Raw genomic sequence first — 25,195 nt, forward strand, 5'->3', positions numbered from 1 at the left:
TCTAGTAAACACGTTCTTTCGGCTCAAATGGCGCGATATATTTAGGCGATACATTCACTGGGCGAAAATTAATGGCATCACCCTCCGCAAAATATAACGTGTGTTTAATCCAATTTTTATCATCACGCTCAGGATAGTCTTCCCGGCTATGCGCACCACGGCTTTCCGTTCGTGTAAGCGCCGATTGAGCCGTTGCACAGGCTGTTGCCATTAGATTATCTAATTCTAGCGCTTCAATGCGTGCAGTATTGAATATTTTACTCTTGTCATCCAAATACGCGTTAGCCAAGCGCTGACGTAAAGCCTCCAATCGATGCAAGCCTGAAGTCATTACTTCACCTGTACGGAAAACACCGAAATCTTCTTGCATGACCCGTTGCATTTCATCACGAATCACAGCAACGCTATCCCCTTCTTTTGAGTTTTCCCAACGATAATAACGCTCTAAAGAAGCAGCAATATCGTCTTCAGAAATATAAGGCATTTCCGGCATTTGATTAGATTGCCACAACTCTTCTACGTGTAGGCCTGCAGCCCGACCAAAAACAACGAGATCCAGGAGAGAATTCCCACCCAAACGGTTAGCACCATGTACTGAAACGCAAGCACATTCACCGACAGCATAAAGTCCTTCAACAAGAGATTCCTTGCCATTTTTTCGGGTTAACACCTGACCATGCATATTGGTAGGGATTCCACCCATGCTGTAGTGGCAAGTAGGGACGACAGGGATTGGTTCAACGATAGGATCAACACCGGCGAACTTCATTGATAACTCGCGAATACCTGGTAGGCGTGACATAATCAAATCAGCACCCAGATGATCAAGTTTTAGTTTAACGTGATCAACCCCTTTAGGATCAAAACCTTTCCCCGCACGAATTTCCAAGGCCATTGAACGGGCAACCACATCGCGCGATGCCAAATCTTTTACTCGTGGCGCATAACGCTCCATAAAACGCTCGCCATCTTTATTGATGAGGTAACCACCCTCGCCACGACAGCCTTCAGTGACTAATACACCAGCTCCGGCAATCCCGGTAGGGTGGAATTGCCACATTTCCATATCCTGTAAAGGCAGGCCTGCGCGTAAAGCCATACCAAAACCGTCACCTGTATTAATCAGGGCGTTGGTAGTTGATTGATAAATACGGCCGGCACCACCTGTGGCGAGAATACATACGCGGGTTTGGTAAAAAACCACTTCACCGGTTTCGATACACATTGCTGTAACACCGGCGATACGACCCTGGGTATCTTTAACAAAATCAAGCGCATACCATTCACTGAACACATGGGTTTTAGCTTTTAAATTTTGCTGGTAAAGCGTATGCAATAACGCATGGCCAGTTCTATCAGCAGCCGCACAAGTACGGGCGGCCTGCTCACCACCAAAATTCTTGGATTGGCCACCAAATTGACGTTGATAAATTTTGCCATTGTCCATACGTGAAAAGGGTAAGCCCATATGTTCAAGCTCATAAACGGCTTCTGGTCCTGTTTTGCAAAGGTACTCTATGCAATCCTGATCACCGATATAGTCAGCGCCTTTCACCGTATCATACATATGCCAACGCCAGTCATCTTCATCAGCATTACCAAGCGCGGCAGTAATTCCTCCCTGTGCGGACACCGTATGTGACCGGGTAGGAAACACCTTGGATAACAAGGCAACTTTTAACCCTGAATTGGCCAATTGCAGAGCAGCGCGCATTCCAGCACCGCCCGCACCAATAATTACTGCATCAAATTTGTTACGTGCAAATGCCATGCTTATCGCCCCCACACAATCATTAAGCCCCAAATAAACTGACCTAGCAGCCACATGACAACCAGCATCTGAATTGTAAGCCTCAGAGCCGTACATTTCATATAATCAGTGGTTACAGTCCAGATGCCTATCCAGGCATGCAAACTCAGTGCAAACAAAGCAATGATGCTAGCCATCTGAAACCAGATACAATGAAACAGAGTAGCCCATTGGTCATAACTGAGCTGTGGATGCAAAAGCAAATAACCTAGTAAAAACAGAGAATAAGCAGCAAAATAAACTGCTGTTACCCGCTGAATTAACCAATCTTTTAAACCATTACCAGTTAAGCTTGTTACATTGGTTACCATATCCAGATTCCTAGAAAAATTGTCAGAATTACAGCCAAAACAATAACAAAGATAGCGCTGTGACGACCTGCACTAACATCCTCACCCCAGCCTAAATCCATAAGCAAATGACGGATACCTGCAAGCAAATGGTAAACTAATGCGGCACTAAAAGCCCATAATAGAAGCTTATTAAAAGGGCTGGCAAGCAGATTATGCAACTCGGAGAACGTTTCAGCACTGTTGAGCGACATGCTAAGAAAATAGAGCATGAATGGCAACAAGAGAAACAATACCAACCCGGATATACGATGTAAAATCGAGGCAATTGCCATTGCTGGAAATTTCATCGTCGCCAAATCAAGATTTACTGGTCTTTTTTGGTTCACTGTAAAAATCTTCCTTAAGAGAAAAACGTTTATAAATATAGCATAAATAAGCCCATAATCAGCCCCTGAGCAAAATCACGCAGCCCACTCAAAATTGAAAACGTGCGCAGTATACCACTCTGTTTTTTTAGCGCAAAGTTCAAGCTCACGAAGGTAAATTAAATGACTATTATAAGTATCAATAAGCTTATTTTTACACATATTGCTTGATAGTCAACAGTCAAAGAAGGGCAAGCGCTGCATAAAAAAAGACTCTGCCCCGGTACGCAGCATACCGTTGTTCTGCAACCTCTTTTTCGCTATCTCGCTATACTCATACTATGCTTTTATTACACGGCTTATAGGGATCATGGCCATGCTCATCAAGCGCCCCATTTATAATCAGCAATTAGAATGTGTGGCTGTGGATATTATCGCTAATCAGCAAGCAAAGGAACATGAACATTTATTGGAGCATTTTACAACCCTACTTGCAAATACAGAGAAAAATCTACTGGTGTTTATCCCCTATACGTTTAAATTCTTAATTGAGCAGGCAAAGCCTCCCTTTGCCAATCCCATTATTTTAAAACTCGCGGCTATCGATATTGATACCATTTGTCCGCGGGCAGAACTAGAAACATCAAAATCCACATTTGCCCTGGTGATTGATAAGCCTGAACAGCTGGCTTGGCTGAATTTTGCCGAATACATTGCCCTCAGTGAACATTTGATGCAAACAGCTAACCTGACTAAGGTAGTGAAATTCAGCCAAGATCGGCAACGTAAAGTGATTGCCTATGGACTTAGTGAATATATGAATTTTGAACACTGTAAGACCATGGCAATGGACTACTATTGCGGCAATTTTCTCTTCCAGGCCCAAAAAACGGAAAATACTGAAATTGCAGCGAATAAATTTAATCTCTTGGAGTTAATCAGTAAATTGCAGCAAGCAGAGACTGACATAGAAACGATCGTGGAGTTAATTCAAACCGATCCGGTGTTAAGCTATCAACTGTTAAAAGTAGTAAACTCCGCTGCCTTTTCTGGTTTCCAGGCTATTGAATCGATTGAACAAGCTGTTGTGCGGCTAGGCATTGCAAATTTAAAAAACTGGGTAATGGTGATATCAATGACCAATATCTCCCAAAAACCAATGGAGCTTGTTGAATCAGGGTTAATCCGGGCACACATGGCGCAAAAACTGGCTGAAACACAGGCTAACCTTTGCCCGCAAAGTGCCTATACTACTGGTTTACTTTCAGTATTAGATAGCTTAATGGATAGCCCTATGAGTAATCTTGTCGATAAAATTACCCTGACAGACGAAATCAAATTAGCCTTGACTGCCCATAAAGGCCCTTTGGGAGAGTTGCTTGCAACAGTCGTTGCTTATGAAGAGGGACATTGGGATACTCTTAAAAAAAACGCTTATTCAGGTCTTGATCTAAGTCAAATTTATATTGACTGCCTCGAGCAAGTAGCCCTCGGCAAAAAGGCCATGAGTGAACCACCTTAAAGGAAAAAGCATGTTGTTATTTAAATATTTAGCGGCCCAGCTTTATGATGGATTTATTCTACTCGCTTTGTTTTTTGCCTTTACCGCTGTTTGCCTTTGTGCCAACCATGGTGTAGCCATTCCTCCCGCCTCACGCTGGTATCAATTCAGTCTCCTGGCAATTTTTTTAATTTATTATTTACTGTCCATTTGTGGTGGGGGAAAAACGATTGGGATGCGTGCCTGGCGTTTAACGATTATCACCGAGCAAGGCAAGCCCGGCTTATTACAGGCCCTCATGCGCCTCATGCTATTAATCCCCGCAGTCCTAAGCGGCTTGATCATGCGGCAAAACCCAAAAACATTCGTTTTATGCTGGACAAAAACTGAATTAATTTCAGACGATCAATTTGGATGATACGAGTAAATCCCCAAAACGCCCTTCGCGTTTAACGAGGTTTCACTGATGCTGCGCCATGTGACTGACGGAAGCTATCGCGCGGTGCCTCTGTGGGATAACCATAGCCCTTATCAGCAAGTCGTTTTACTATTTGCAGATAACGCTCGCCCCAAAGTCCAGGATCAAAATTGGTGACCACAACATTAAAATTCAAATTAATTACCGACTCAAAGGCCTTACGCTGTGCAAGCTCGTGGCCAGCAAAAGCAACCTGCACCTCTGTTTCAGCATCAATACCGCCAGTCTTTAATCGCTCAACCAGCAAATAAATCATTTTTTCGATGGTGTAAAATAATTTACACATCGACATACCGGCAGAATACATCTCCTGCCCCTTGGAAGTAACCAGTTTAAAACCATGATCATGAATTGGATAGACAAATTCGAGTTCATTGGAATCAGGTAAAGGCTCGGGATTAAGGATGACAGGCGGAGATATCGGCTCAATCGTCGGCGTAATAACTGCTAATTCAAAATCAGCCCAATACCACCATAATTGGTAAACATCCTCCACACGCCCCAGTGGATTATCCTCATAATCACTTCTAACTCTACTTTGGACTTCCGCTCCAAGTTCTGAAAAATCAACTTCAGAATTTTGTTCATTATCAGACATTCTTAGTACCGGTTATCAATTTTTATAACTCTATCTTAGCCCAAAATGAGGGCTGGAGCACGGCCAAAACGCTTAAGAAAATGTAAAATAAGTGACAAAAAAGCGTTTATTCGAACTATTCAAGACATTGATAATAGGTCGGGGGTTGAATTTTGCATTTAAAACAACGGCTTTGGCAAGCTGATTTTTCCTGGCAGCAGGCAATAACGCCTTTTCGTAGCCAGAGCTCCAGCATGGGTTGCAATGCTTGAATATCAAGCCCAAACTCCCGCGCTATTTGTTGATTACTGGCAACGCGCATACGGCGTATATAGTCACGAATTTGAAGCAACATGCGCCTCTCCAGAAGCCGATTTTTTGTAAAATAAAAATCCCACAGCAAGTCCAACACAAACCAACATCAGTAAAATCCAGAGGATTGATTGCTGCGGGTGAACCGAAAACGTTGCTAACTGATAGAACGAAACCGCCATCGTATAAGCAATAACAAAAGACCAGATAATGGAGAACCACATCAATGAGCGACTGGCCTCCTGGCGAATCACTGCCATTGTTGAAACACAGGGAATATAAAGCAAAATAAACAGCAAATAAGCATAAGCACCCACTTGTCCATCAAAGCGTTGAGCCATCATTCCATAAACAGACTGCGACATTTCTCCATCTGGCGCACTGGCAACAATGGGATTTAGCAACGCATGTCCCAAATCCGCCAAATTCTGCGGAATCGACCAGACTGCCATTTGTAATGAAGCCCAAAAATCAAAATGAGCGACACTGGCCTGGCCAATATGCCCAAGTTGAGCATAAAGCGAATTCAAAGAACCAACAACGACTTCTTTCGCCAGCATACCAGTTAATAAACCCACCGTAGCAGGCCAATTATCTTGTTGCAGACCCATTGGCGCAAAAAAGGGGGTTAACCATTTGCCTAGCAAAGACAACACCGACTGGGCACTCGCTTCCCCTGTGCTAATACCACCATGTATAGTCAACGCATTCAAACCACCTAAAACCACACAGACAGGAACAATTAAGCGACCTGCGCGGATAACAAAGTACCGTAAGCGCAGAGAGGTTTCTCTCAACAGACGCTTTAACGCTGGTTTATGATAAGCAGGCAATTCCAGAATCAATGGAGATGCCTTGCCGCCCAAAGTGGTTTGACGCAATACAAAACCGGTGAGCACTGCCATTAAGATACCAATCAAATAGAGAGAAAACACCACATTTTGCCCCCCAGTGGGGAAAAAGGCTGCAACAAAAACGGCATAAATAGCCAGACGGGCACTACAGGACATGAAGGGGCTCATCAAAACGGTCAATAAGCGCTCCCTTTCTGAATCGAGTGTGCGTGCAGCCATGATGGCTGGAACATTACAGCCAAAGCCCACAATCATGGGCACAAACGATTTCCCAGGCAAACCCAAGGCTCGCATAGCCTTATCGACAACAAAAGCCGCTCGAGCCATATAGCCGGAGGCTTCTAACAGGGATAAAAAGAAAAACATTGCTGCAATAACCGGGATAAAGGTCAAGGTCGTATTAATACCCTTGCCAACTCCGTCGGCAATTAAAGCCGTAAGCCAATCTGGCGCATGCATTTGTGCTAACAGCCAGGCGCTCCCTTGAACAAAAATAGTATCCGTGGTGATATCAAAAAAATCCTGGAATGCGCCACCCACATTAATTGCAAAGAGAAACATGAGATACATCATCGCGAAAAATAGAGGCAAAGCAAAATAACGATGTAAAATAATGCGATCAAGCTTTGCTGTGAAATGCTCACTACTATCACTGCGCTTTTTCTGCACACAAGCAACTATCTGATGTATTTTTTGATAACGCGCATCAGCGAACACAATATCCAGCTCATCTTCTTTAGAGATCATCACCGTATTGACTAAGTCATCCGATAAAAGCGTATTATCACCTTCCAAGACCCTGTGGGCATAATAGCTGGCCAGGCGGGTATTAAAGCCCTGTGCTATTAATTTCTGTTCCAGAAGAGTTAATGACTCTTGCACTACAGGCGGTAAATTTAATGATAATTCCTGGCTATCAGGAGGAAGGTTATCAATGGCCTGATTCAACCCCTCAAGGCCTATTTTTTTATGGGCCTGAATAGGAATTACAGGACAGCCTAACTGCTGGGCTAATGCTTTTGTATCGATACTAATGCCTTGTTGCCTGGCAATATCCATCATATTAAGGACAACAATGACCGGTTTACCCAACTCAAGGATTTGACTGGTGAGATAGAGATGACGTTCTAAATGGCAAGCATCCACCACATTAATAATGAGATCCGTATCAAGATCAGCGATTGCTTTTGCTGCAATTTGTTCATCTTGACTAGAACCACTTGCTGAGGACGTTAACGAGTACACACCAGGCAAATCGGTAATTTCAATCGTTTGATTCGATAAAATATAAGAGCCTGTTTTTTTTTCAACCGTGACACCAGGCCAATTTCCTACCCGTTGATTAGCGCCAGTCAAGGCATTAAATAAAGTCGTTTTACCACAATTAGGGTTACCGGCTAACAAAATATGAGTCATAAACGCTCCCATATTAACTCGCCAGCCTCTTCCTTTCGCAGGGTTAACGAGGTACCACGTACTTCGACTTGAATTGGACAACCCAAAGGGGCTACTCTTATTACCGCCAGCTCTACACCGCGGGTAATGCCCAGAGATAACAATTTACGTCTATAAACGGCGTCGGTTTGGCCAAAATCAACCAAACGAACATGATCACCCTTTACCAATTCAGTAATTCGCATCATTCCAATTCAAAAACAGATAGAAGTAAAGTTTAACACAAATGATATCGAGAATCATTCTCATTTTAGAAAAAAAATAACCATTACGAGCGTCCATGATCGTCCCTTGTGCACGCTTGAGTCGAAAAACACGGAGTGATGAGCAGCGAAGCACAGGAAATCAATACTTTTCGGGCCTGGATAGTAGAAAAGTCAACAGCCCCTAAATTATTTAGTCGATTTTTTAGCTTTCTTACTTTGACCAGCAGTCTCCTTTTCCTGATTAAAAGGCGAACTAGTCAGCAAATTTTGCACCTCGCGCCGAGGATGGCGTCTGACATAATCGACTGACTGCATTTCCTGTAAACGGCTTAAAGTACGTTTAAACGAATCCTTCATTTCACCTTGCACATACAGTTGTGGTAACGGCACTGCTGCAGAAATCACTAGCCGAATACCGCGGTCATACATCACATCAACAAAATGAACCAGCAGAATTGCATACACGGTATCATTGATTGTTAAAACGGGAATATCGCTAACAAAAACCGTATCAAACCGATCAGCAATTTCCAGATAATCCAACTGACTGCGCGGCAAATTACAAATCACTTTAAAATCAAACCATATTGCCCGCTCACCACATTTAACAAAAGGAATATCCCGGGTTTGTACCGTCAGATTACCCTGCGATACGCTATTTTGCTCAATTGCGGTGAATTGCTCGTTTAAAATCTTATCGGTAGCGGCACCAAGTGGATAAAGATAGGCTTCCTGCAAAGGATCTCGCCCCAAGCGGTAATCCTTTTTCTCCCCCAGGCTAATGACCTCACAACGTGATTTAATTAAGGCAATTGCCGGTAAAAATCGTGCTCGCTGCACGCCATTTAAATATAAATCGTCGGGACAGGTATTTGAGGTTGCCACCAGGATTATACCCTGCGCAAAAAAAGCCTGGAGTAATTCAGCAAGAATCATGGCGTACGCCACATCATGGACTAGAAATTCATCAAAACACAATAACCGCGTTCTCTTGGCAAAATCAGCCGCTATACGACGTAAAGGATCTTTTTGTCCTTGCAAACGCCGTAATTGAGCATCAATTTGCTGCATAAAATGGTGAAAATGAAAGCGTGCTTTCTTACGCTCATCAATTTGTTGATAAAACAAATCCATTAAGTAACTCTTTCCCACACCGACAGGTCCGTGAATATATAATCCTTTAATCGCTTGTTTGTGTCGGCGGCGAAACCAGGTCCGCTTAGGAGGTTGTAGTTCCTCTGCAAGCCGTTGCATCGCCAGCAAAACTTTACGCTGCATCAAGTCATCCTGGATATCGCCACTGGCAATAGCCGCTTCATATTGGCTGATTACAGTCATAATTTCAGCCCTGCATGACTAATCCCTTTAATGAGCTGATCTTTAAGCTCCAATAATTTACCATGAAAGAAATGGCTTGTTTCTGCAAACCGGGTAACCGCTAGCGGGGGTGTTGATTGTGCCGCAAAATCAAGTACCACTGACAAGGGCACCACTTCATCCTCATCACCTTGCATAATTAACCAGGGCTCCGGTGAAGCTGTAAATTCACGGTAGTCGTAATGGTGCACAGGTGGCGCAACAGTAATCAGCAACTCATGTTCACTTTGTGCCGCCGCCCTATAGGCAACATAGGAGCCAAAAGAAAATCCAGCTAATAAAAAACGAGCCGTTGGGTTTTCCTGCTGCCAAAGACGCATCAATGCGAGCATATCGTGACTTTCACCAATACCAGCATCATAACGTCCTTCTGATTGACCTACGCCACGAAAATTAAAGCGAAGGCTGGGAATACCTATTTCCTTAAATGCACGTGCCATAGTTGTCACTACTTTATTATTCATGGTTCCGCCCTGCAAGGAGTGCGGGTGGCCCAACAACGCTACATAAGATTCGTGCCTATTAGGAGGTATGGTTAATACCGCCTCTAATTGGCCAGCCTGTCCGGAAAAAACAAAAGGATGCTCTCCAATCGTATTTAATTTGTTCACTAAAATCATAAAAAAACCCGAATCACTAAAAAGTAAATCATAGCGCATCTTGTAATTTCATGCGCGTTCTTTAAAATCAAGCTCCTGTAAGCATCGACTTAGTCATTTTGATAAGCGGTGACCCTTTTTACAGGACTGCCGACATTTTGCTAGCTTGAGTGCTTATACCCTGATTTTCAAGCATCGCAGCGGGACGAGGATAGAAAATCAAGGCATAAGTACCAAGATAGTAGACATGTTAACAGCCTTTAACATAATCAATGGAGGACTTGATCCATGCGACAGGTACCAGTGTTATCTCTAGTTTATTCTATTTTTTCTGCGCCTACCTTCAACCGAAGGAGTGCGGCATGAAAATTCAAGATTTCAAAGCAAAAAAGCAGCAAGGAAAAAAGATCAGTGTAATCACTTGTTATGATTATCCTTCGGCCTGTACCGTGAATGAATCCGATGTTGATTGTGTGTTGGTCGGTGATTCAGTCGCTATGGCTGTGCACGGCTACGAAACAACGATCATGGCAACGATAGAAATGATGGTCATGCATACACAAGCTGTTGCACGCGGCCTTAAGAGACAATTTTTAATTGCCGATATGCCCTTTTTAAGCCATCGTCTCTCCCGTGCCGAAACGATTAGCAATGTCAGGCAACTTATGCAGGCAGGTGCCCATGCCATCAAAATTGAAGGCGGCGATCAAGATACCTGTCAAACAATTGCTTATTTAGTTGATTCCGGCATTCCTGTTATAGGTCATATTGGCTTAACACCGCAATCCATACATCAACTTGGGGGCTATAAAGTACAAGGTAAAGAAACCAAGCAAGCAGCTGATTTACTACAACAGGCTGCCGAGCTAGAAAAAGCAGGTTGTTCTGCGCTTGTCATTGAATGCGTTCCCCAACAAGTAGCCCAAGCAATTACCCAATCCCTCACAATTCCTACAATCGGGATAGGCGCCGGCGTCCATACCGATGGCCAAGTCTTGGTTTGGCATGATTTGCTTGGCCTGCAAACGGAATTTAGACCTAAATTCTTAAAGCAGTATGCGCAAATTAAAACGATGATGTTGACTGCAATTAATGCCTACGTCCAGGAAGTTCAGCAGGCTCAATTTCCAGCCGTCGAACATGCTTTTTAACAAGAACGCTCTCACTACGTGGGAGCCCACTCAAGAATAAGCAAACAAATCGGATACCTCATTTGTTTTTAGGAGTATTTCATGCAGATTTTCAACCATCTTGACGAATGGCTAGCCATTCGTCGTTCCCTTCCGACGACTAATTCCATTGGCTTTGTTCCTACTATGGGAAATTTACACGCGGGCCATGCCTCTTTATTTGCCGCTAGTAAACAAGAAAATAATTACACCGTCGCCAGTTTGTTTGTTAATCCTACGCAATTTAATCGTCCCGATGATTTCATCCATTATCCCCGCACTCTGGAAGCCGATCTTGATTTATTAGCAGAGGCGGGGGTTAATTATTGTTTAATTCCTTCCGAACAAGAGATATATGCTGATAATTATCGCTATCAATTGCAGGAAACCACGCTTTGCCAATTGATGGAGGGAAAACATCGACCGGGACATTTCAATGGTGTATTGACTGTAGTAATGAAATTACTCAATCTGGTTAAACCCCAGCGTGCTTATTTTGGCGAGAAAGACTATCAGCAATACCTGTTAATCCGTGATATGGCGGAGGCTTTTTTTATGGATGTAGCGATCAAAGCCTGCCCTACTATTCGTGAAGCAAGTGGTTTAGCTTACAGTTCACGCAATAATCGTCTCAATCAAACCCAGCGTCAGGAAGCCGAAAAATTTGCGCGAATTTTTCATCAACAGAAATCTCGTGACGCTCTCTTGGCGGAATTGAGCAGCAACAACATTCTGGTTGAATACCTTGAGGAGTACCAAAATAGACGTTTTGCCGCTGTACTAATCGGGGATATCCGTTTAATCGATAATTATTCCCTTGAACGCGTTCAAGACTAGAAAAGCCATCCTGTGTAAAAAATACAAGCCTGCAGCGACAGATTATATCGCATTGGAGCCGGTCAACATCCTAATCCGGACTCCAATGACTTTCAAACCCTGCATTTTGTTGACCTGCTTTTTTCTATAAGGAGCCGCTAGTTTTGATTGTGAGTGGCAATGGCCGCTGCAATTACCGCTGCCTTGTGTTGCGGTAAGGATTTATTGGAATAACGTAACCACTCAGGATGCCTGTCAATGAGGGTTGTCGTCAGCAACCCCTGTTGAAAGGCTTCTGACTTAAGCATCTCCAAATAGTAGGGAATCGTGGTTTTCACACCAAATAAACGCATTTCCTCCAATGCTCTTGCTGCTCGACGCAAAACGGAAGGCCAATCAAGACTCCACACAGTGAGCTTCGCGCATAGAGAATCATAATCCGGCGGAATAGTATAGCCGGTATAAATAGCACTGTCGGTACGAACGCCTGGCCCACCGGGTGCGTAATAACGAGTAATTCGCCCAAAACTGGGTAGAAAATCATTTTGCGGATCTTCAGCATTGATGCGAAATTCAATCGCAAAACCGCGACGCGTAATTTGTTCCTGCGTCATCGGTAATTTTTCTCCGGCAGCAATCAGAATTTGCTGTTGTACCAAGTCAATACCGGTTATTTGTTCTGTTACGGGATGTTCCACTTGCAAGCGGGTGTTCATTTCTAAAAAATAGGGTTGATTGTCCTCACCCAGAATGAATTCTACTGTCCCTGCATTAGTATACCCTACCGCTGTCGCTGCCCTGACAGCATACCCGTAAAGAATTTCTCGCGTTTTATCATCCAATAAAGGAGAGGGAGCAACTTCAACCAATTTCTGATGGCGACGCTGGATAGAACAATCTCGTTCAAATAAATGCAGGACTTTGCCGTAGTTATCGGCAAGAATTTGTACCTCAATATGACGTGGATTAGAGATAAATTTTTCCATAAAAAGATGAGTATCACCAAACGCTTTTCCAGCCTCTGACTGTACTCTCGCGTACTGATTGCGAACTTGATTTGCATCGTGACATAAACGAATCCCACGACCGCCTCCGCCAAAAGTGGCTTTAAGCATAACTGGATACCCCAATTGTTCAGCACAGGCGATCGCTTCCTCAATTGACGCTAAATTATCCTCACTTCCCGGAATGACAGGAATATTCGCTTTGATCATAGCCTTCCTGGCCGCTACTTTTGAGCCCATCGTCGCAATAACAGCTGCGGAAGGTCCAATAAAGACAATCCCTGCCTGCTCACAGGCTGCAGCAAAGTCAGCATTTTCTGATAAAAAACCATAGCCCGGATGAATCGCATCACAGCCAGCCGCCTTGGCACATTCTATAATGCGATGACCATTCAAATACGCTTCTAAAGGGTTAGTACTTAAACAATGCGATTGGGAGGCGCGCTTGACATATAAGGCATACCGATCTGCCTCACTGTGAATGGTGACTGCTGAAATTTTCATTTCCTTGCAAGCCCGCACGATACGAAGGGCAATTTCGCCGCGATTACTTACAAGAATTTTTTTAAACATTTTCATTCCTTGAACAAACACGACCTGTTAACCCATCATAGCAAAGCTTGCCGAGGCGATACTATCTCGGAAGAAAAATAGACCGCTGTATTTTTTCCTTTATCTCATTTGGTTAATCCTGTACAAAAAATGCCATCACGCTCCCCAGGTCACGATTTGACTAACTTCTTTCCAATTCCCGTGAATTAAGGTAAGATAGAGTGGTAATTTTTATAACAAACTAACTCGGCCTTGTTCTGAATGATTCGCTTGGCTTGGAGGAGACCCTGCTGCTAACGACTTAAGTCGTTTTCTAAGTTAAGCAAATGTATACCTAACTGAAGGAATGAAATGGCTTCAAACTCACCCTTATCAGTATTTTTTAGTAGTGCTCTTCCGCAATCGATAAAGAATTATCTGGAACTAGCCAGGCATGAAGCATTGACTGCACATCCTGCCTCAGCGCCTCAACCATTAATTTGCCCGATCAGCCTGCAATTAATGACCGAGCCAGTGTATACCCCAACTGGCTATGTCTATGACAAAAAAAATATTTTAAAAGCATTGGCAACGAATCCAACCGATCCACAGAATCGAGCGCCCTTAAAGGCATCTAACTTAAAGCCGCTCCCTGGCTTGTTGGACGCTATAAAAATCTTTACTGAACGACAAACGAGTTATTTAGAAATTAAGAAACAATTGATCAGTCAGGCAAGTGATTTGGCTTATGCAAACCCGCCCAGTGCGAATCCAGCTCTCTTTTTATGTCCTATTAGTAAAAAGCTAATCAAAGAGCCGGTCCTTACTGCTGCAGGGAAAATTTATGACAAGCAAGCACTGAAACAGTATTTGCATGAAACGGGGAATCTCGATGAGACAGGATGCAGGCTGACTATGGCAGACGTCATTGATTTTCCGGAATTCCAAGAAAAAATGAAACGACATGCGTTTTATTTAACGCAAGCGTCAAAGACTGGCATAGATGTGGACGAGGTGAGCAGTGTTAGCAACACGAACTGCGTCTATGGATTTTTTAATGCTTTGATAAATAATATTTTTTCGAGTACAAAACAGGAAGATAATAGTAAAGGGTTAGTCTTCTAATTGCTTCTAAAGCATAAGATAACCTTAATCTAAATGATTTATACTCGCGTGATAAACTATTTCCATAAAGTGGCTGGATTAAAAATGCATCTAAAAACTGAAAACCAACCAACGGCTCAAAAAACTCCTGGAACATTGGAAACCTATCTTGGTTATGCCGGAACAACCTATGAGTGGACAGCGCGAAGAAAACACGAATGGTTAATTCTATGGCTCAGGGAAGATTTGCAAATCGCAGACACCTGCAAAATGGTGCGTACAAATATTGAGACGCTGATCAATAGTGAAGATTATTTTTCGCCAGAATTAAGAGCTTATTTTAGCAAAGATGAAAAAGGGGATTATAAGCTTTCTCCAACTGACCCCTCTCAAGTAGCTGTGCTGAAGAAATTAGTCAATGCCTTGGCACATGCTGAAGTTGGTTTACGCGCTATCGAGCAGATTGATCTTCATAAGGATCGCTACCAACTTGGTATTGATATCGAACTGGTTCGAGCAACCCGAAAAACGGTTAACGAAATCTACACTACGCTGCAATTAATCAATCATACTAGTCCTGATGTACAAAATATCGTCGGACCACAAATAAGCGCTTTACTACCACGAGTAGCCTTGGTCGCTGACAAATTACAAGAATTTACCGTTAAGAAAGTGGAAGAGTTTGTTCCTGAAAATGCAAGAAAAATGCTGTCGCCTTCAGCCAATTCGCAAACCAGGGGAGCCGTGTTAGCAACCGCTGTAGAAATGCTACCCTCCAATCCCCGCTCGGATAAAGAAAGTATAGAGAGCTTATCCAGCTTGATTTATGCCCTACCCAATTATTTTGAACGCTTACAAAGTAAACTACTCCCCGATACCCAGCTTAAAGCGGTTACTAGCACCGCGGCTTATCAAGCTATCATGATAGAGCGCGCTAATGCTGCAAAAAAAGATCTTGAAAATCTTGCTAATAACAGTGGTGTTCTCTCTTTACTCCCAAGCTATCTTTCTATAGGAAGGAAATTAATTGCTTACAGTTCCGATTTACTCAATACCGGAGCACCGCTCACAAAGACAGCCTATGAAGAAGCCGTAAAAAAATTGCATGAAATCAAGCATGAAATTTTCCCGGCATTAATCGCAGAATTAGAGCAAGTTGAAGAGAATTTGGGATTAAAAACGGGCGTATTAACTGAGCCAGCCATAAAACAAATGAATGAGTACTACACTCAACTGGCTACACAAGTTGAGAGTATTGCTGCTGCAGCAGGCATTATTGATACAACTGCCTCTCATTTAGACGCCTGGTATGGACGATTTGTGCGAACCGCAATTGGCGATACCAACACCTTGGCCGTCGGTCAAAAACTTGAACCAATCCTCCATCTAACGGTTATGATGGACGATACCTTTATTGCAGCGAGAAAAACCCACCAGCTCACCCGATTAAACCAAGCCAGTGTTGAGGAAGAATCCTCTAGAATGCAATTAGCTGCTGCACGTGCCTTTTTTGAGAAAATTGGAAGTTACTCAACTTGGCTTAACTCCGATTTGGGAAAAATTAGCCCTGTTGAGAAGAAAATACTAGCGGCGGAATACAAGAAATTTCAATCTCATTTCGCAGCCCATTACCCCGAGATGGATCAGCTAATCATCCAAGCACTTAATAACAGCTCGTCCCGAAGCATGCTCAGTAGTGCCTACCAGGGACTTTGGCCTTCCAGCAATCATTTTAGCAGTATTATGGCTTGCAAAGAGACTGTTTTAAATACTATTCAGCAGGCAATCGGACAAGCTGCGTTCAAAAAAACGTTCGTTGAAAAAACAATCAGTCACGCGGATACCACAACGTATACCGCTCAGACTAAACAAACTCTGTTAAATGTTGATATTGAGCCTTTTGAGGTAGCGGTAGTCCCTGTGACCGACCCCATTCCCACTGAAAGAGGAATGCGCCTGGAGGATGAAGCATTAGTCGCTTTCCAGAATGGTTCTCCTCATAAGCAAACTACGCACTTGGCTAATCAACTCAGTCAGCTTCAGGCAGCCCAAAAAGCATTAACTGATTTTTTCACATTGATTGAAACTCAAACAGAGCCAACGATTGCCTTTCACGAATTAGACGATACGCAAAAAGAAGCATTGTATAAAGCGTATAAACAAATCCAGCCCTACGTACTGGCTGCCGCTGCGCTTCATCCCGAGTATAACTTTGCTGAGTTGAATACTCGTTTAGTTACCAGTTTAACCAGTAGTCAAGTGCCAGAAAAGCCAATTAAAGCCAACGATGAAGTTTTTGCGCCTATGAAACGTGATACTGGCGCTACCTTGATACGGTTAGAAAATGAGGCCTTAGCAGCGTTCCCGCCAACCTACTATCGCGAACAAGCTATAGGCTTTGCGGATCAAACGAGTCAGCTTGAGATAGCACAAAAAGCGTTAAACGACTTCTTCGATGAAGTTGCTAATAAAATTGCACCAACCAGCAATTTTCACGAGTTAAGCGATACTCAAAAAGAAACATTGCGTAAAGCGTATAAACAAATCCAACCCCATGTGCTCGCAGCAGCGGCTAGTCATCCTGAGTATAACTTTGCGCAGTTAAATGCCCGCCTGGTCACGAGCTTAACCAGCCGTGAAGTGCCACAAATACCCCTTAAAGCCAATGATGAAAGTCTGGCTTTTATGAAACGCAACATTGGCACCACCTTGGCCGATTTAATTAAAAACTCACAACGAGATAAAAAATATTATTTAGACAAAGAGGCAGCTTATACCCAGGAACAACCACTTGTTGCCAGAGGTAAAGAAGCACAGAAAAACTCATTGTTTGGTCAATTGGCTGAATTAAAATTATCGAATGATATTGATGGATTTTTAAATAAAAAACTGGTGCCCTACTTAAAAGACAATCTTTCACCCGAAATTTGGCAGCAACTCTCTTTCGACGGGGAAACCATCGATAGCCGCCGACTGCCGTTCAAGGGCTTCCATCAGGATAGCCAGGAAGTAATCCTGTATAAAAAATTAATCAATGCTATTCACCATTTAAAAAGCAGCCTGGCAGGATTGGAAAATTTACAGGGCCAACCAAATTCTTTTCGGCAGAGAGCCTACTTTGTGTATAACGCTTTTAATGCGTTAGTCATGGATGTCGTTGGCCTTAAGAGCAATCTGTCGGCTGTAGCGGGTAATCCTCAATTGCACGCATTGGTTCAAGAAAATCTTGCGCTCTTACAACCACTCTATGCACTACCCATTGTTGGTGATAGTTTAAGAAGAATGACCGGTGAAGCAAGCCCAACTACTGAGCAAATCCCTGTGGATATTGTTGCCTTATGGGAAAATGAGCAAGATTTGGTTGCTGCTAATATCGATCCATTAAGCAGGGCAAAAACACCAGCCTACCTCAAACTTTTTGGTGCTGAAGAAAAATTATATTTGATTGACAATCTTTATGAAGCGCTGGAAGAAGCAATTAACGATCAGCCCTCTCTATTAGCCGTAAAAACGGATATAGAAGACATATATCAGGCCCTTTATCCTCACTTGGCAAGCACAAAGCTGGCTTCAGAATTTGCTATGGACTACATAAGCAAACTCACTACTGAGGAGACTTTAACTGCAGCCGTAGAAAGGTTGCGTGAGGTCCAGCAACTCGTCGACCATCATTATGTGTATGGCGATTTTGGTATGTTAAACAGAAATGAAGATGAGGACGTCGACTTTTTTAAACAGACCGATAATAGGGAGCAATTTGCTTTTTATTATAAACGAGTTCAGCCTTATCTGGCCAAAATTGATACCCGTTATACGCCATCCTTTATTGATGGTTTAAAAACTGCGAACGACTATGCCACTGCGTGCAAAGCCATTGTTGCTCTGCAAGACAAACTCGAAAGAATAGCTAATGCTGAACGTCAACCTGGGCCTCTAGCGAGAGAAAGCGAGTCGTCACGTGCAGCAGCTAAGGCGCAACAAAGGTTAATTGTAGCTACTCTCGCAGCGCAAGATGAGACTTATCAAGCACTTACGGGCCATGTCATACCCAATAAAGACTTTGAGCTTGCTTATAAACAATTTCAACAAGTCATTGCTGACGCTTATAAAGAGCGGAATATGAGGGTCAATACAATAGGCCCTCGTCCGCAAGATGCGTTAGTTGCTGCAAAATACGATTTGGAAGCCGCCTATAAAAAAATGCTCCCTTATCTGAAAGCAAGCAGCTTAGCCGAGCAATTCCCTGAAGATTTTAGCGAGCTAGATTCTGCGGAAGAGTTAAGTATGCTGGTAGCAAAGGTACATGCCGCTGCCAGTATTGTTAATTACCGCTCCTCATTAGTTTATGAAGCGCTTGGTGCAATGGCGGTAGAAATGCAAAAGTACCCTGATGAAGAGGATTATTTCATTCCTCTTGTCAATCGACCGCTTTTTACTAGCCAATATACAAAGATTCAACCTTTCCTGGCTCAAATCGATGAGAAGTATACTGTCAATTTTGCTGAGTCACTGGAATCACCAGAGGATTATGTCGCAGCTTTCCATGAAATTCTCGCATTGAAAGATCAAGTGGAATCGTTGATGCATGAAGAGGCGGAGCGCCTTCTCAATGAGAAAGTGGAGTCTTTACTGGCAGGACCAGCTATCCCTCCTGTTGCGCAAAAACCAGTTCAACAGCATTTTCATTTAGCGATCAACCCTGAGGATACAGCACTGCTCAGGAGTAAACTGGAAAAAATTTCTGAGATATTAAGTCAGAAAAAAGCACCTGAAACTGCACAGACTACAAAACAGTTAGAGGAACAAAGAAAAGCTAAAGAGCAAGAACTCGCTGCCGTACAAATAAAAATTAAGGCTTTTGTTGATACGCTTAATCAACCAAACGCGGCGAATGTTGATAACACTGTGCTTCAGGGATTGCTGGATACACGCAGACAACTAACCACAGAACTTGCAGCGATTGCAGAACGACAAAAAACAATACCTGGCAATTCAACAAAAGAAGTCGATACCAAAGCAAACGCGTTCATAGAAGCATTAAGCAGTCTGCCTCTTTCCCAGGATTCATTGCTTGTGCTGACAGCAACCATTGCTGCCATGGAAGCACAAATGGCAAGAGTTGGTGTAGATGACCGTGACCAAGTCATGGCTTCTCTGGAAAACGTCCGTAAAGCGTTTACTGCTGACTTAAAAACCGCTGTTGCCGAATTGGAAACAGCAAAAGGCTTAACAGCAGGTAGCCTGAGTGACTCCTTTACAGCAATAAACGTACAATTTAATGGGTATTATGATGCTGTAGTAACGAGCGTCTACCCGACGTCCTATTTGCAGTTAGTATCAGAACGGCTCTATGAAATTTCCGATGACTTGCAAAAATACAAAAATCCCGGCCATGTAGCCCAAACACCAGAAGAACGGCAGGCAAAAGCCAAAGCGTTCGCTGGACAGCTAGACGGTTTGGCCTACTATGACCCCCGCACCGCGAAAAAAGCGTTGCAAATTATTAATGAGTTGCAAGCCGACATAGCCGGGATCGGTAAAACCAGCCGTACAATAGTCATGGCCAAACTTAATCAAATTCGCTCTGAATTAGGCGCTGATTTGCTTGCTGCTGCTGATAATGCTGAATTCCGTTTGGGCCTAAAACCCAATACACTGGCTAAATCGATTAGCGATAGGTTCGAAGCATTTTACACAGGCTTTATTACCAGTTTCGCCGAGGTCAGTGATCAGGACGGCTTATCCTTATTAACTGATACCTCAGGAACAGCTAAACGCCTGGCCAGAGAAGAACAGCGGTTGAACGCCATAAAGGCCGATACTCAAGGTGCTGCTCAAGTTCAGGCAGCTATTTTTGGCATGCCCCATAGGGATGCTGACAGGATTAACTACCTTTTTGCAACACTTGCTAATGACGTCCTTGAGGCTCAAGCGACTGATTCGGAAACACCCTTGTTAGATATCAAGGCCAGATTACTGGAACATTACCAAAAACTGCGCCCCTATCTGCTTGAAAACAGTGAATTAGCTGGGGAATTTGGTGAGTCATACCTTTCTTCTCTAACGACTGAAGAAGAGTTAACTGAAGCCATTGAAAATTTACAAGGTATACAAGGTCTCGTTAACGCTCACCCAGGCACCTATGACAAGCTTGAACAAATGTCTTGGGATATCGATTGGGACGAGGACACCATTTTTGAAGATAATGAGGCAGGGAAGAAAAACCGTGAAAAATTCCTGCGTCTTTTCGCAGAATTACAGCCTTATCTTGTGCAAATTTCCGGTACCTATTGGCCCTCTTCGTTCGTAAGAGAGTTGCGCACAGGGAAAGATTTTCAGGCGGCGTTAGATGGGATTGTTGGTATGAAAGGCCAACTGGACGAGTTGGTGGAAGGTTTAAAAAATGCGCATGCCTTGAAACAGGGAATCGCCGAAGAGCGCGTCAAATATTTTACTGCCAAGTTAACTGGAGAGAAAAAAGCGGCTGCAGAGAAAGTTGAAAAATTCAAGAGCGATACGTTTGACAATTACCTCCATGCTGAAGTACTCAGTCAATTTGAAGAGTTAGGCCCTTATGCCAGGTTATTTTTAAAGCTCATGGAGCCTGACTTTGAGAAGGAAAAGGCCAAGCTTCTCGAAGACGTCACGATGGACCATGACATTCCGACAGTCATTGCTGAAAAGATTGAAGCCCTCGTACCCGAGATTGTACATCGGCATGCTGCGGGCAGAGAAGCCTATGCTGCTCTGAATAAATCCCTGCAGCAACTCAATGGCTTCATTGCTAAAGACAACAGTTATCCTAAGCCGCTCGTTAATCCCCTCCGAGCAGAAAAACTGGCTTGGATGGAAGCCTTTCAAGAAGAATTGATGAAAACAGAGCTATATGGAACTGTTGAAGCGGTAACTGGCATTCAAAATGATCTTCAAGACTTCCTGGATGAGTGCAATGATTATGATATAGCAATCAAAACTTATGAAACACTTATGCAGATGGACGCTTATATCATGCAGCAGGAAAGCGAAAGAACACCCGATGACCAAGCCAAAATGAGAGAAATTGGACGCATGCAACACATGCTTTACAGTGATAATATGGCGTTTATTACTCCAGCAAGGCGCTTGACAGAAGTGAAAGCCCATTTGAGGGATAGTGATTGTGAAACAGTGTTGAGCAACCATTCTGATGGTATCTTCATGCAACTCGTTAACGCGTTACGTGCCTTCTTGTTTGGCTGGAAAAGTCCCGAGCAAACCATGTTTGACTCCTTTAGAACGACACTGTCCAGCATGAAAGAAACGCATCCAAGGCCTGCTGTTTCCGTGGAAGCAGGTGTTCAAGGTAATGAGGAGCCTTCCTCTATACCAGTGGACAACTCGCCGCCAGTAGTCAGGCAGCCTGCAGATGACATCGAGAATCAGCATGAGAACCCCGTATCAGTGTTTTCGCTCTGATAACGCACCGTCTTTCTTGCTGTCCCCTTTGCAGGGAGCAGCAAGAAACCATTCTATGTGACGTGGTTAAAAACTCATTAATAGTCGATTTCCTGCCTTCATCCAACCCATACCCTTAACCGTTATCTCCTGCAAAATGCTTTATACCTTGCAAATCCCCCTCCTGAATCCCTAATTATCAATCGATTAATACTATAATTAGCTATATACCATTGGTATCAAGAAGCAGAAACATCGGTCAAACAGATAAAATTTGACGATTGGAGGCTGGTTGATTGATGGAACTAAAGGACTCAAAAAAACAGTATCCAAATGATCAGGAAAGGGATCAGCCGAAGCCATTAGCCCATCGCATTCATAGTGATCAGATCCGTCTTCTTTATGAGCAAAATCCATTTGGCATCGCAGCCCAAAGTTTTGCTGCCGTTTTTCTTACTATTGCGTTGTGGAAAGTAGTTCCCAGAGTCTCCTTGATTAGTTGGCTCTTTTACATGCTTTTGCTCTCAACGTTATGGCTTATTACCGCTGTTTATTATCACTTGAAAGAAAATCGATTATCGCAAGATACCTGGTTAATCCTTTTTGCTGTTTTTACCTTTCTCTCAGGTTGTGGCTGGGGAATTGCCGGCTCTTTATTAATGCCTGCTGAAAGCCTTGTCCATCAAACCTTTGTAGTGATCCTCATTTTTGGTATGACCGCCGGTTCAATTTCTTTTTTTTCCCCTGTTACGAGCATCTATAGCCTGTTTCTTTTGCCTACGTTCATCCCTTTTAACATTTGGCTGTTTCTCCAGGGGGGGATTTATATTATTTTAGGTTTCAGCGGCCTTATTTATATCCCTATTATTTTTGCCAGTTGTTATTACTCGAACAAATTTTTACTCACTTCGCTCTCCCTGGCCTACAAAAATGTAAACCTTGATTTACTTAATCAGTTATTAGAAAAAAGGGTAGCCCATCGCACAAGTGAACTGGAAAAAAACCTGGCACTGACACAATCAACGCTGGAAGCCACAGCAGAAGGCCTATTAGTGGTTGATCACCATGGGAATATTGAATATTACAATCAAAAATTTGTAGATATGTGGCAAATGCCCAGAAAATTCACTCAAGACCCTGATTGGCAACTTTTCATTAATGAGATCTTCAAAAAACTGAAGCATCCACAAATATTCTTGGCAAACATCGATGAATTACAGGCAAACCCAGAACAGGAGCGTTTTGACGAAATTGTATCTATTAACAATAACGTGTTTGAGTGGCATGCAAAACCACACAAGATGCATGATAAGATTGCAGGTCGCGTGTGGAGCTTCCGTGATATCACCCTGCGCAAACAAATGGAGCAACAACTTGCTTACCAGGCAAATCATGATTTGTTGACTGGCTTACCTAATCGCACCTTACTTTATGATCGCATCAATCAGGGAATTGCCCATGCGAAGCGCGATCAAACCAGACTCATCATCATGTTTCTGGACATTGATAACTTTAAGCTCATTAACGACAACCTTGGCCATAATGCCGGCGATATGCTACTCCAGGAAATTGCTCAACGCCTTCTTCTCTGTACTCGCGAAAGTGATACCGTTGCGCGTTTTGGGGGGGATGAGTTTGTGATCTTATTCGTAGCCAATACACATAAAGAGATACGCCTTGTATCACAGCGTATTCTCACCAGGGTGACACAATCTATTGAACTGGCAAGCCATGAGATAGTGGTGACTGCCAGTATTGGTATCAGCATTTATCCCCATGACGGAAATGATGCTGCGACACTCCTTAAGAATGCTGATATGGCAATGTATATGGCTAAAAATCAAGGCCGCAATACCTTTAAGCTTTACCACGAATCAATTAAACACCATAGCAAAAAGAGTTTGGAAATGCAGATTGAGTTGCGTAATGCCTTGCTACGTAATGAATTTTATTTGCTCTACCAACCAACGATTGATTTAAAAACCGGGCAGATTATTGGTGTTGAGGCACTGGTTCGATGGCGACATCCAAAGAGAGGGATCATCTTTCCTCAGCACTTTATACCAATTGCAGAAGAGTCACGAATCATTATCCCCTTGGGTGAATGGATCTTGCAGAATGCTTGCTTGCAAAATAAGGATTGGCAATCCCAAGGATTGAGGCCAGTGCGCATGGCAATCAATGTTTCTGGCGTTCAAATCATGCGCGAAAATTTTGCTGATAGTGTGGAACACGCATTAGCGAATGCCCAATTATCTCCACAGTATATAGAAATTGAACTCACTGAAAGTACCATCATGAATGACACCGTTCAAAATCTCTATACTTTAAAACGACTCAAGGAAATTGGTATCAACCTGACGATTGATGATTTCGGTACGGGCTATTCCAGTTTAAACTATCTAAAGCAATTCCCAGTGAACAAATTAAAAATTGATCAATCGTTTGTGAGCGATTGTATTAGCGAACAAAATGATGCATCCATCGTTGAAGCAATTATCGCTATGGGACATAGCCTAAAACTCAAAGTGCTTGCAGAAGGCATAGAAACCGAGGCTCAACTGCAGTTTTTACAGCAGTGCCAATGTGATGAGGGACAGGGATTTTTTTACGGCCAACCAATGAGTGCTGTAGCCTTCGCTAAACTGCTGAGTGAGGATTTGGATTACAGTAGCGAGTAGTCATAGGTTAGTTCACCTACAACAGGTTACCTCTTTTGCGGACTAGACTTCGCTTGGCAGCCTGTAATGCAGTCATGCTTCTATAGCAAACTCAATTTGTAGCACGCGCCAAGGTTTCTTTTGCAAGCGTTAAGCGTTTCTCTACCTCACCTAATTCTGCTTGCAAGTTTAATAAAGCTTGCGGATCAGTATGAGATTGCTGCATGAGTTGCTGAGATTTAACCATGGCCTGCTGTTGTGCTGATAGAAGCTCAATATCCCTTTGCAGAGATTGTAACCACTGCTGTCGTGTACTGATTAAATTGACTCCAAAACTCATGGTTGCCCTTGCTTTTGGCTTTTTATCCTGGAGATTGCATAAGGTTACCAAGACATTAATTTTTTGATTGATTCGTTGAGCAAGATAATACGCACAAGATTGGTTTTTCTGTGCCGCCAAATTTTGAATGTCGGCTTTAATTTCATTAATAAAAGCAGAGGCACTTGCATCCCCCTGTGAATGAAATAACCCCCTGGGTAACGACTTGGTGGAAAAATGTGCGTTCACCAATGAACTCACTTTCCATTCCAATTCGGGTAGTCGCGCTTCCAAAGCAAGCAAGAGTTGTTCAATAGTCATACCAGCCTAG

18 protein-coding genes are annotated in these 25,195 nt (G+C 43.1%); 7 read left to right on the forward strand and 11 right to left on the reverse strand.

From position 1 onward, the window contains the following. Nucleotide 1: 1 nt before the first annotated feature. From sdhA to sdhC, 3 genes are read right to left on the reverse strand one after another with little or no spacing between them, the layout of a single operon-like run. Nucleotides 2-1,771, reverse strand: a complete 1,770-nt coding sequence (gene sdhA, locus DYC89_RS13530; RefSeq protein ID WP_115222264.1) for a succinate dehydrogenase flavoprotein subunit — start codon at nucleotides 1,769-1,771, stop codon at nucleotides 2-4. A gap of 2 nt (nucleotides 1,772-1,773) precedes the next feature. Next, a complete protein-coding gene (sdhD, locus tag DYC89_RS13535) occupies nucleotides 1,774-2,121 on the reverse strand; it encodes a succinate dehydrogenase, hydrophobic membrane anchor protein (protein ID WP_115222265.1) in 348 nt (115 codons plus the stop codon). Further along, nucleotides 2,115-2,489 carry a succinate dehydrogenase, cytochrome b556 subunit gene (gene sdhC / locus DYC89_RS13540; RefSeq protein ID WP_181879408.1) on the reverse strand — a complete coding sequence of 125 codons (375 nt, stop codon included), beginning with the start codon at nucleotides 2,487-2,489 and terminating at the stop codon, nucleotides 2,115-2,117. Before sdhC ends, sdhD begins: the two co-directional genes overlap by 7 nt. 355 nt (nucleotides 2,490-2,844) lie before the next feature. Between sdhC and DYC89_RS13545 the strand changes: the two genes are divergently transcribed. Continuing rightward, nucleotides 2,845-3,990 (forward strand): EAL and HDOD domain-containing protein, encoded by a 1,146-nt coding sequence (locus tag DYC89_RS13545; protein WP_115222266.1) that lies wholly within the window; start codon nucleotides 2,845-2,847, stop codon nucleotides 3,988-3,990. Nucleotides 3,991-4,000: 10 nt separating this feature from the next. Continuing rightward, nucleotides 4,001-4,387: an RDD family protein gene (locus DYC89_RS13550; protein WP_115222267.1), complete on the forward strand. Its 387-nt coding sequence runs from the start codon at nucleotides 4,001-4,003 to the stop codon at nucleotides 4,385-4,387. Nucleotides 4,388-4,418: 31 nt separating this feature from the next. On the opposite strand, the gene DYC89_RS13555 is transcribed toward DYC89_RS13550, so the two are convergent. The 6 genes from DYC89_RS13555 to DYC89_RS13580 all read right to left on the reverse strand — a co-directional run bounded on the left by DYC89_RS13555 (nucleotide 4,419) and on the right by DYC89_RS13580 (nucleotide 9,848). Next, nucleotides 4,419-5,045 carry a virulence factor gene (locus DYC89_RS13555; RefSeq protein ID WP_115222268.1) on the reverse strand — a complete coding sequence of 209 codons (627 nt, stop codon included), beginning with the start codon at nucleotides 5,043-5,045 and terminating at the stop codon, nucleotides 4,419-4,421. 115 nt (nucleotides 5,046-5,160) lie between these two features. After that, entirely contained in the window at nucleotides 5,161-5,379 is a 219-nt protein-coding gene (locus DYC89_RS13560) for a FeoC-like transcriptional regulator (RefSeq protein WP_115222269.1), read from the reverse strand. Next, nucleotides 5,360-7,606, reverse strand: coding sequence for a Fe(2+) transporter permease subunit FeoB (gene feoB / locus DYC89_RS13565; RefSeq protein ID WP_115222270.1), 2,247 nt, complete (start codon nucleotides 7,604-7,606; stop codon nucleotides 5,360-5,362). Before feoB ends, DYC89_RS13560 begins: the two co-directional genes overlap by 20 nt. Continuing rightward, nucleotides 7,603-7,830: a FeoA family protein gene (locus DYC89_RS13570; RefSeq protein WP_112854864.1), complete on the reverse strand. Its 228-nt coding sequence runs from the start codon at nucleotides 7,828-7,830 to the stop codon at nucleotides 7,603-7,605. Before DYC89_RS13570 ends, feoB begins: the two co-directional genes overlap by 4 nt. 207 nt (nucleotides 7,831-8,037) lie before the next feature. Beyond that, nucleotides 8,038-9,189, reverse strand: coding sequence for a cell division protein ZapE (gene zapE / locus DYC89_RS13575; RefSeq protein WP_115222271.1), 1,152 nt, complete (start codon nucleotides 9,187-9,189; stop codon nucleotides 8,038-8,040). Then, the gene (locus DYC89_RS13580) at nucleotides 9,186-9,848 is read right to left on the reverse strand and encodes an alpha/beta hydrolase (protein ID WP_115222773.1); all 663 of its coding nucleotides are present in this window, start codon (nucleotides 9,846-9,848) and stop codon (nucleotides 9,186-9,188) included. Before DYC89_RS13580 ends, zapE begins: the two co-directional genes overlap by 4 nt. 341 nt (nucleotides 9,849-10,189) lie before the next feature. Between DYC89_RS13580 and panB the strand changes: the two genes are divergently transcribed. Beyond that, nucleotides 10,190-10,978 (forward strand): 3-methyl-2-oxobutanoate hydroxymethyltransferase, encoded by a 789-nt coding sequence (panB, locus tag DYC89_RS13585; RefSeq protein WP_115222272.1) that lies wholly within the window; start codon nucleotides 10,190-10,192, stop codon nucleotides 10,976-10,978. A gap of 81 nt (nucleotides 10,979-11,059) precedes the next feature. Then, nucleotides 11,060-11,833, forward strand: coding sequence for a pantoate--beta-alanine ligase (gene panC / locus DYC89_RS13590; RefSeq protein ID WP_115222273.1), 774 nt, complete (start codon nucleotides 11,060-11,062; stop codon nucleotides 11,831-11,833). A gap of 137 nt (nucleotides 11,834-11,970) precedes the next feature. Here panC and DYC89_RS13595 read toward each other — a convergent pair whose 3' ends face one another. Continuing rightward, nucleotides 11,971-13,389 carry an acetyl-CoA carboxylase biotin carboxylase subunit gene (locus tag DYC89_RS13595; RefSeq protein ID WP_115222274.1) on the reverse strand — a complete coding sequence of 473 codons (1,419 nt, stop codon included), beginning with the start codon at nucleotides 13,387-13,389 and terminating at the stop codon, nucleotides 11,971-11,973. 330 nt (nucleotides 13,390-13,719) lie between these two features. On the opposite strand from DYC89_RS13595, the gene DYC89_RS13600 reads away from it, so the two are divergent. The 3 genes from DYC89_RS13600 to DYC89_RS13610 all read left to right on the forward strand — a co-directional run bounded on the left by DYC89_RS13600 (nucleotide 13,720) and on the right by DYC89_RS13610 (nucleotide 24,566). Continuing rightward, nucleotides 13,720-14,472, forward strand: a complete 753-nt coding sequence (locus DYC89_RS13600) for a U-box domain-containing protein (protein ID WP_115222275.1) — start codon at nucleotides 13,720-13,722, stop codon at nucleotides 14,470-14,472. A gap of 84 nt (nucleotides 14,473-14,556) precedes the next feature. Next, nucleotides 14,557-21,906, forward strand: coding sequence for a hypothetical protein (locus DYC89_RS13605; protein ID WP_115222276.1), 7,350 nt, complete (start codon nucleotides 14,557-14,559; stop codon nucleotides 21,904-21,906). A 278-nt stretch (nucleotides 21,907-22,184) separates the two neighbouring features. Next, complete coding sequence (locus DYC89_RS13610) at nucleotides 22,185-24,566, forward strand: EAL domain-containing protein (RefSeq protein ID WP_245954004.1); 2,382 nt, start codon at nucleotides 22,185-22,187, stop codon at nucleotides 24,564-24,566. 91 nt (nucleotides 24,567-24,657) lie between these two features. Here the strand turns inward: DYC89_RS13610 and DYC89_RS13615 are convergent, their stop codons facing one another. Beyond that, on the reverse strand, nucleotides 24,658-25,185 hold the full coding sequence (locus DYC89_RS13615) for a hypothetical protein (protein WP_115222277.1): 528 nt from the start codon (nucleotides 25,183-25,185) through the stop codon (nucleotides 24,658-24,660). Nucleotides 25,186-25,195: the final 10 nt, after the last annotated feature.

The sequence above is a fragment of the Legionella donaldsonii genome, from assembly GCF_900452385.1.
GTDB classification, from domain to species: Bacteria; Pseudomonadota; Gammaproteobacteria; order Legionellales; family Legionellaceae; genus Tatlockia; species Tatlockia donaldsonii.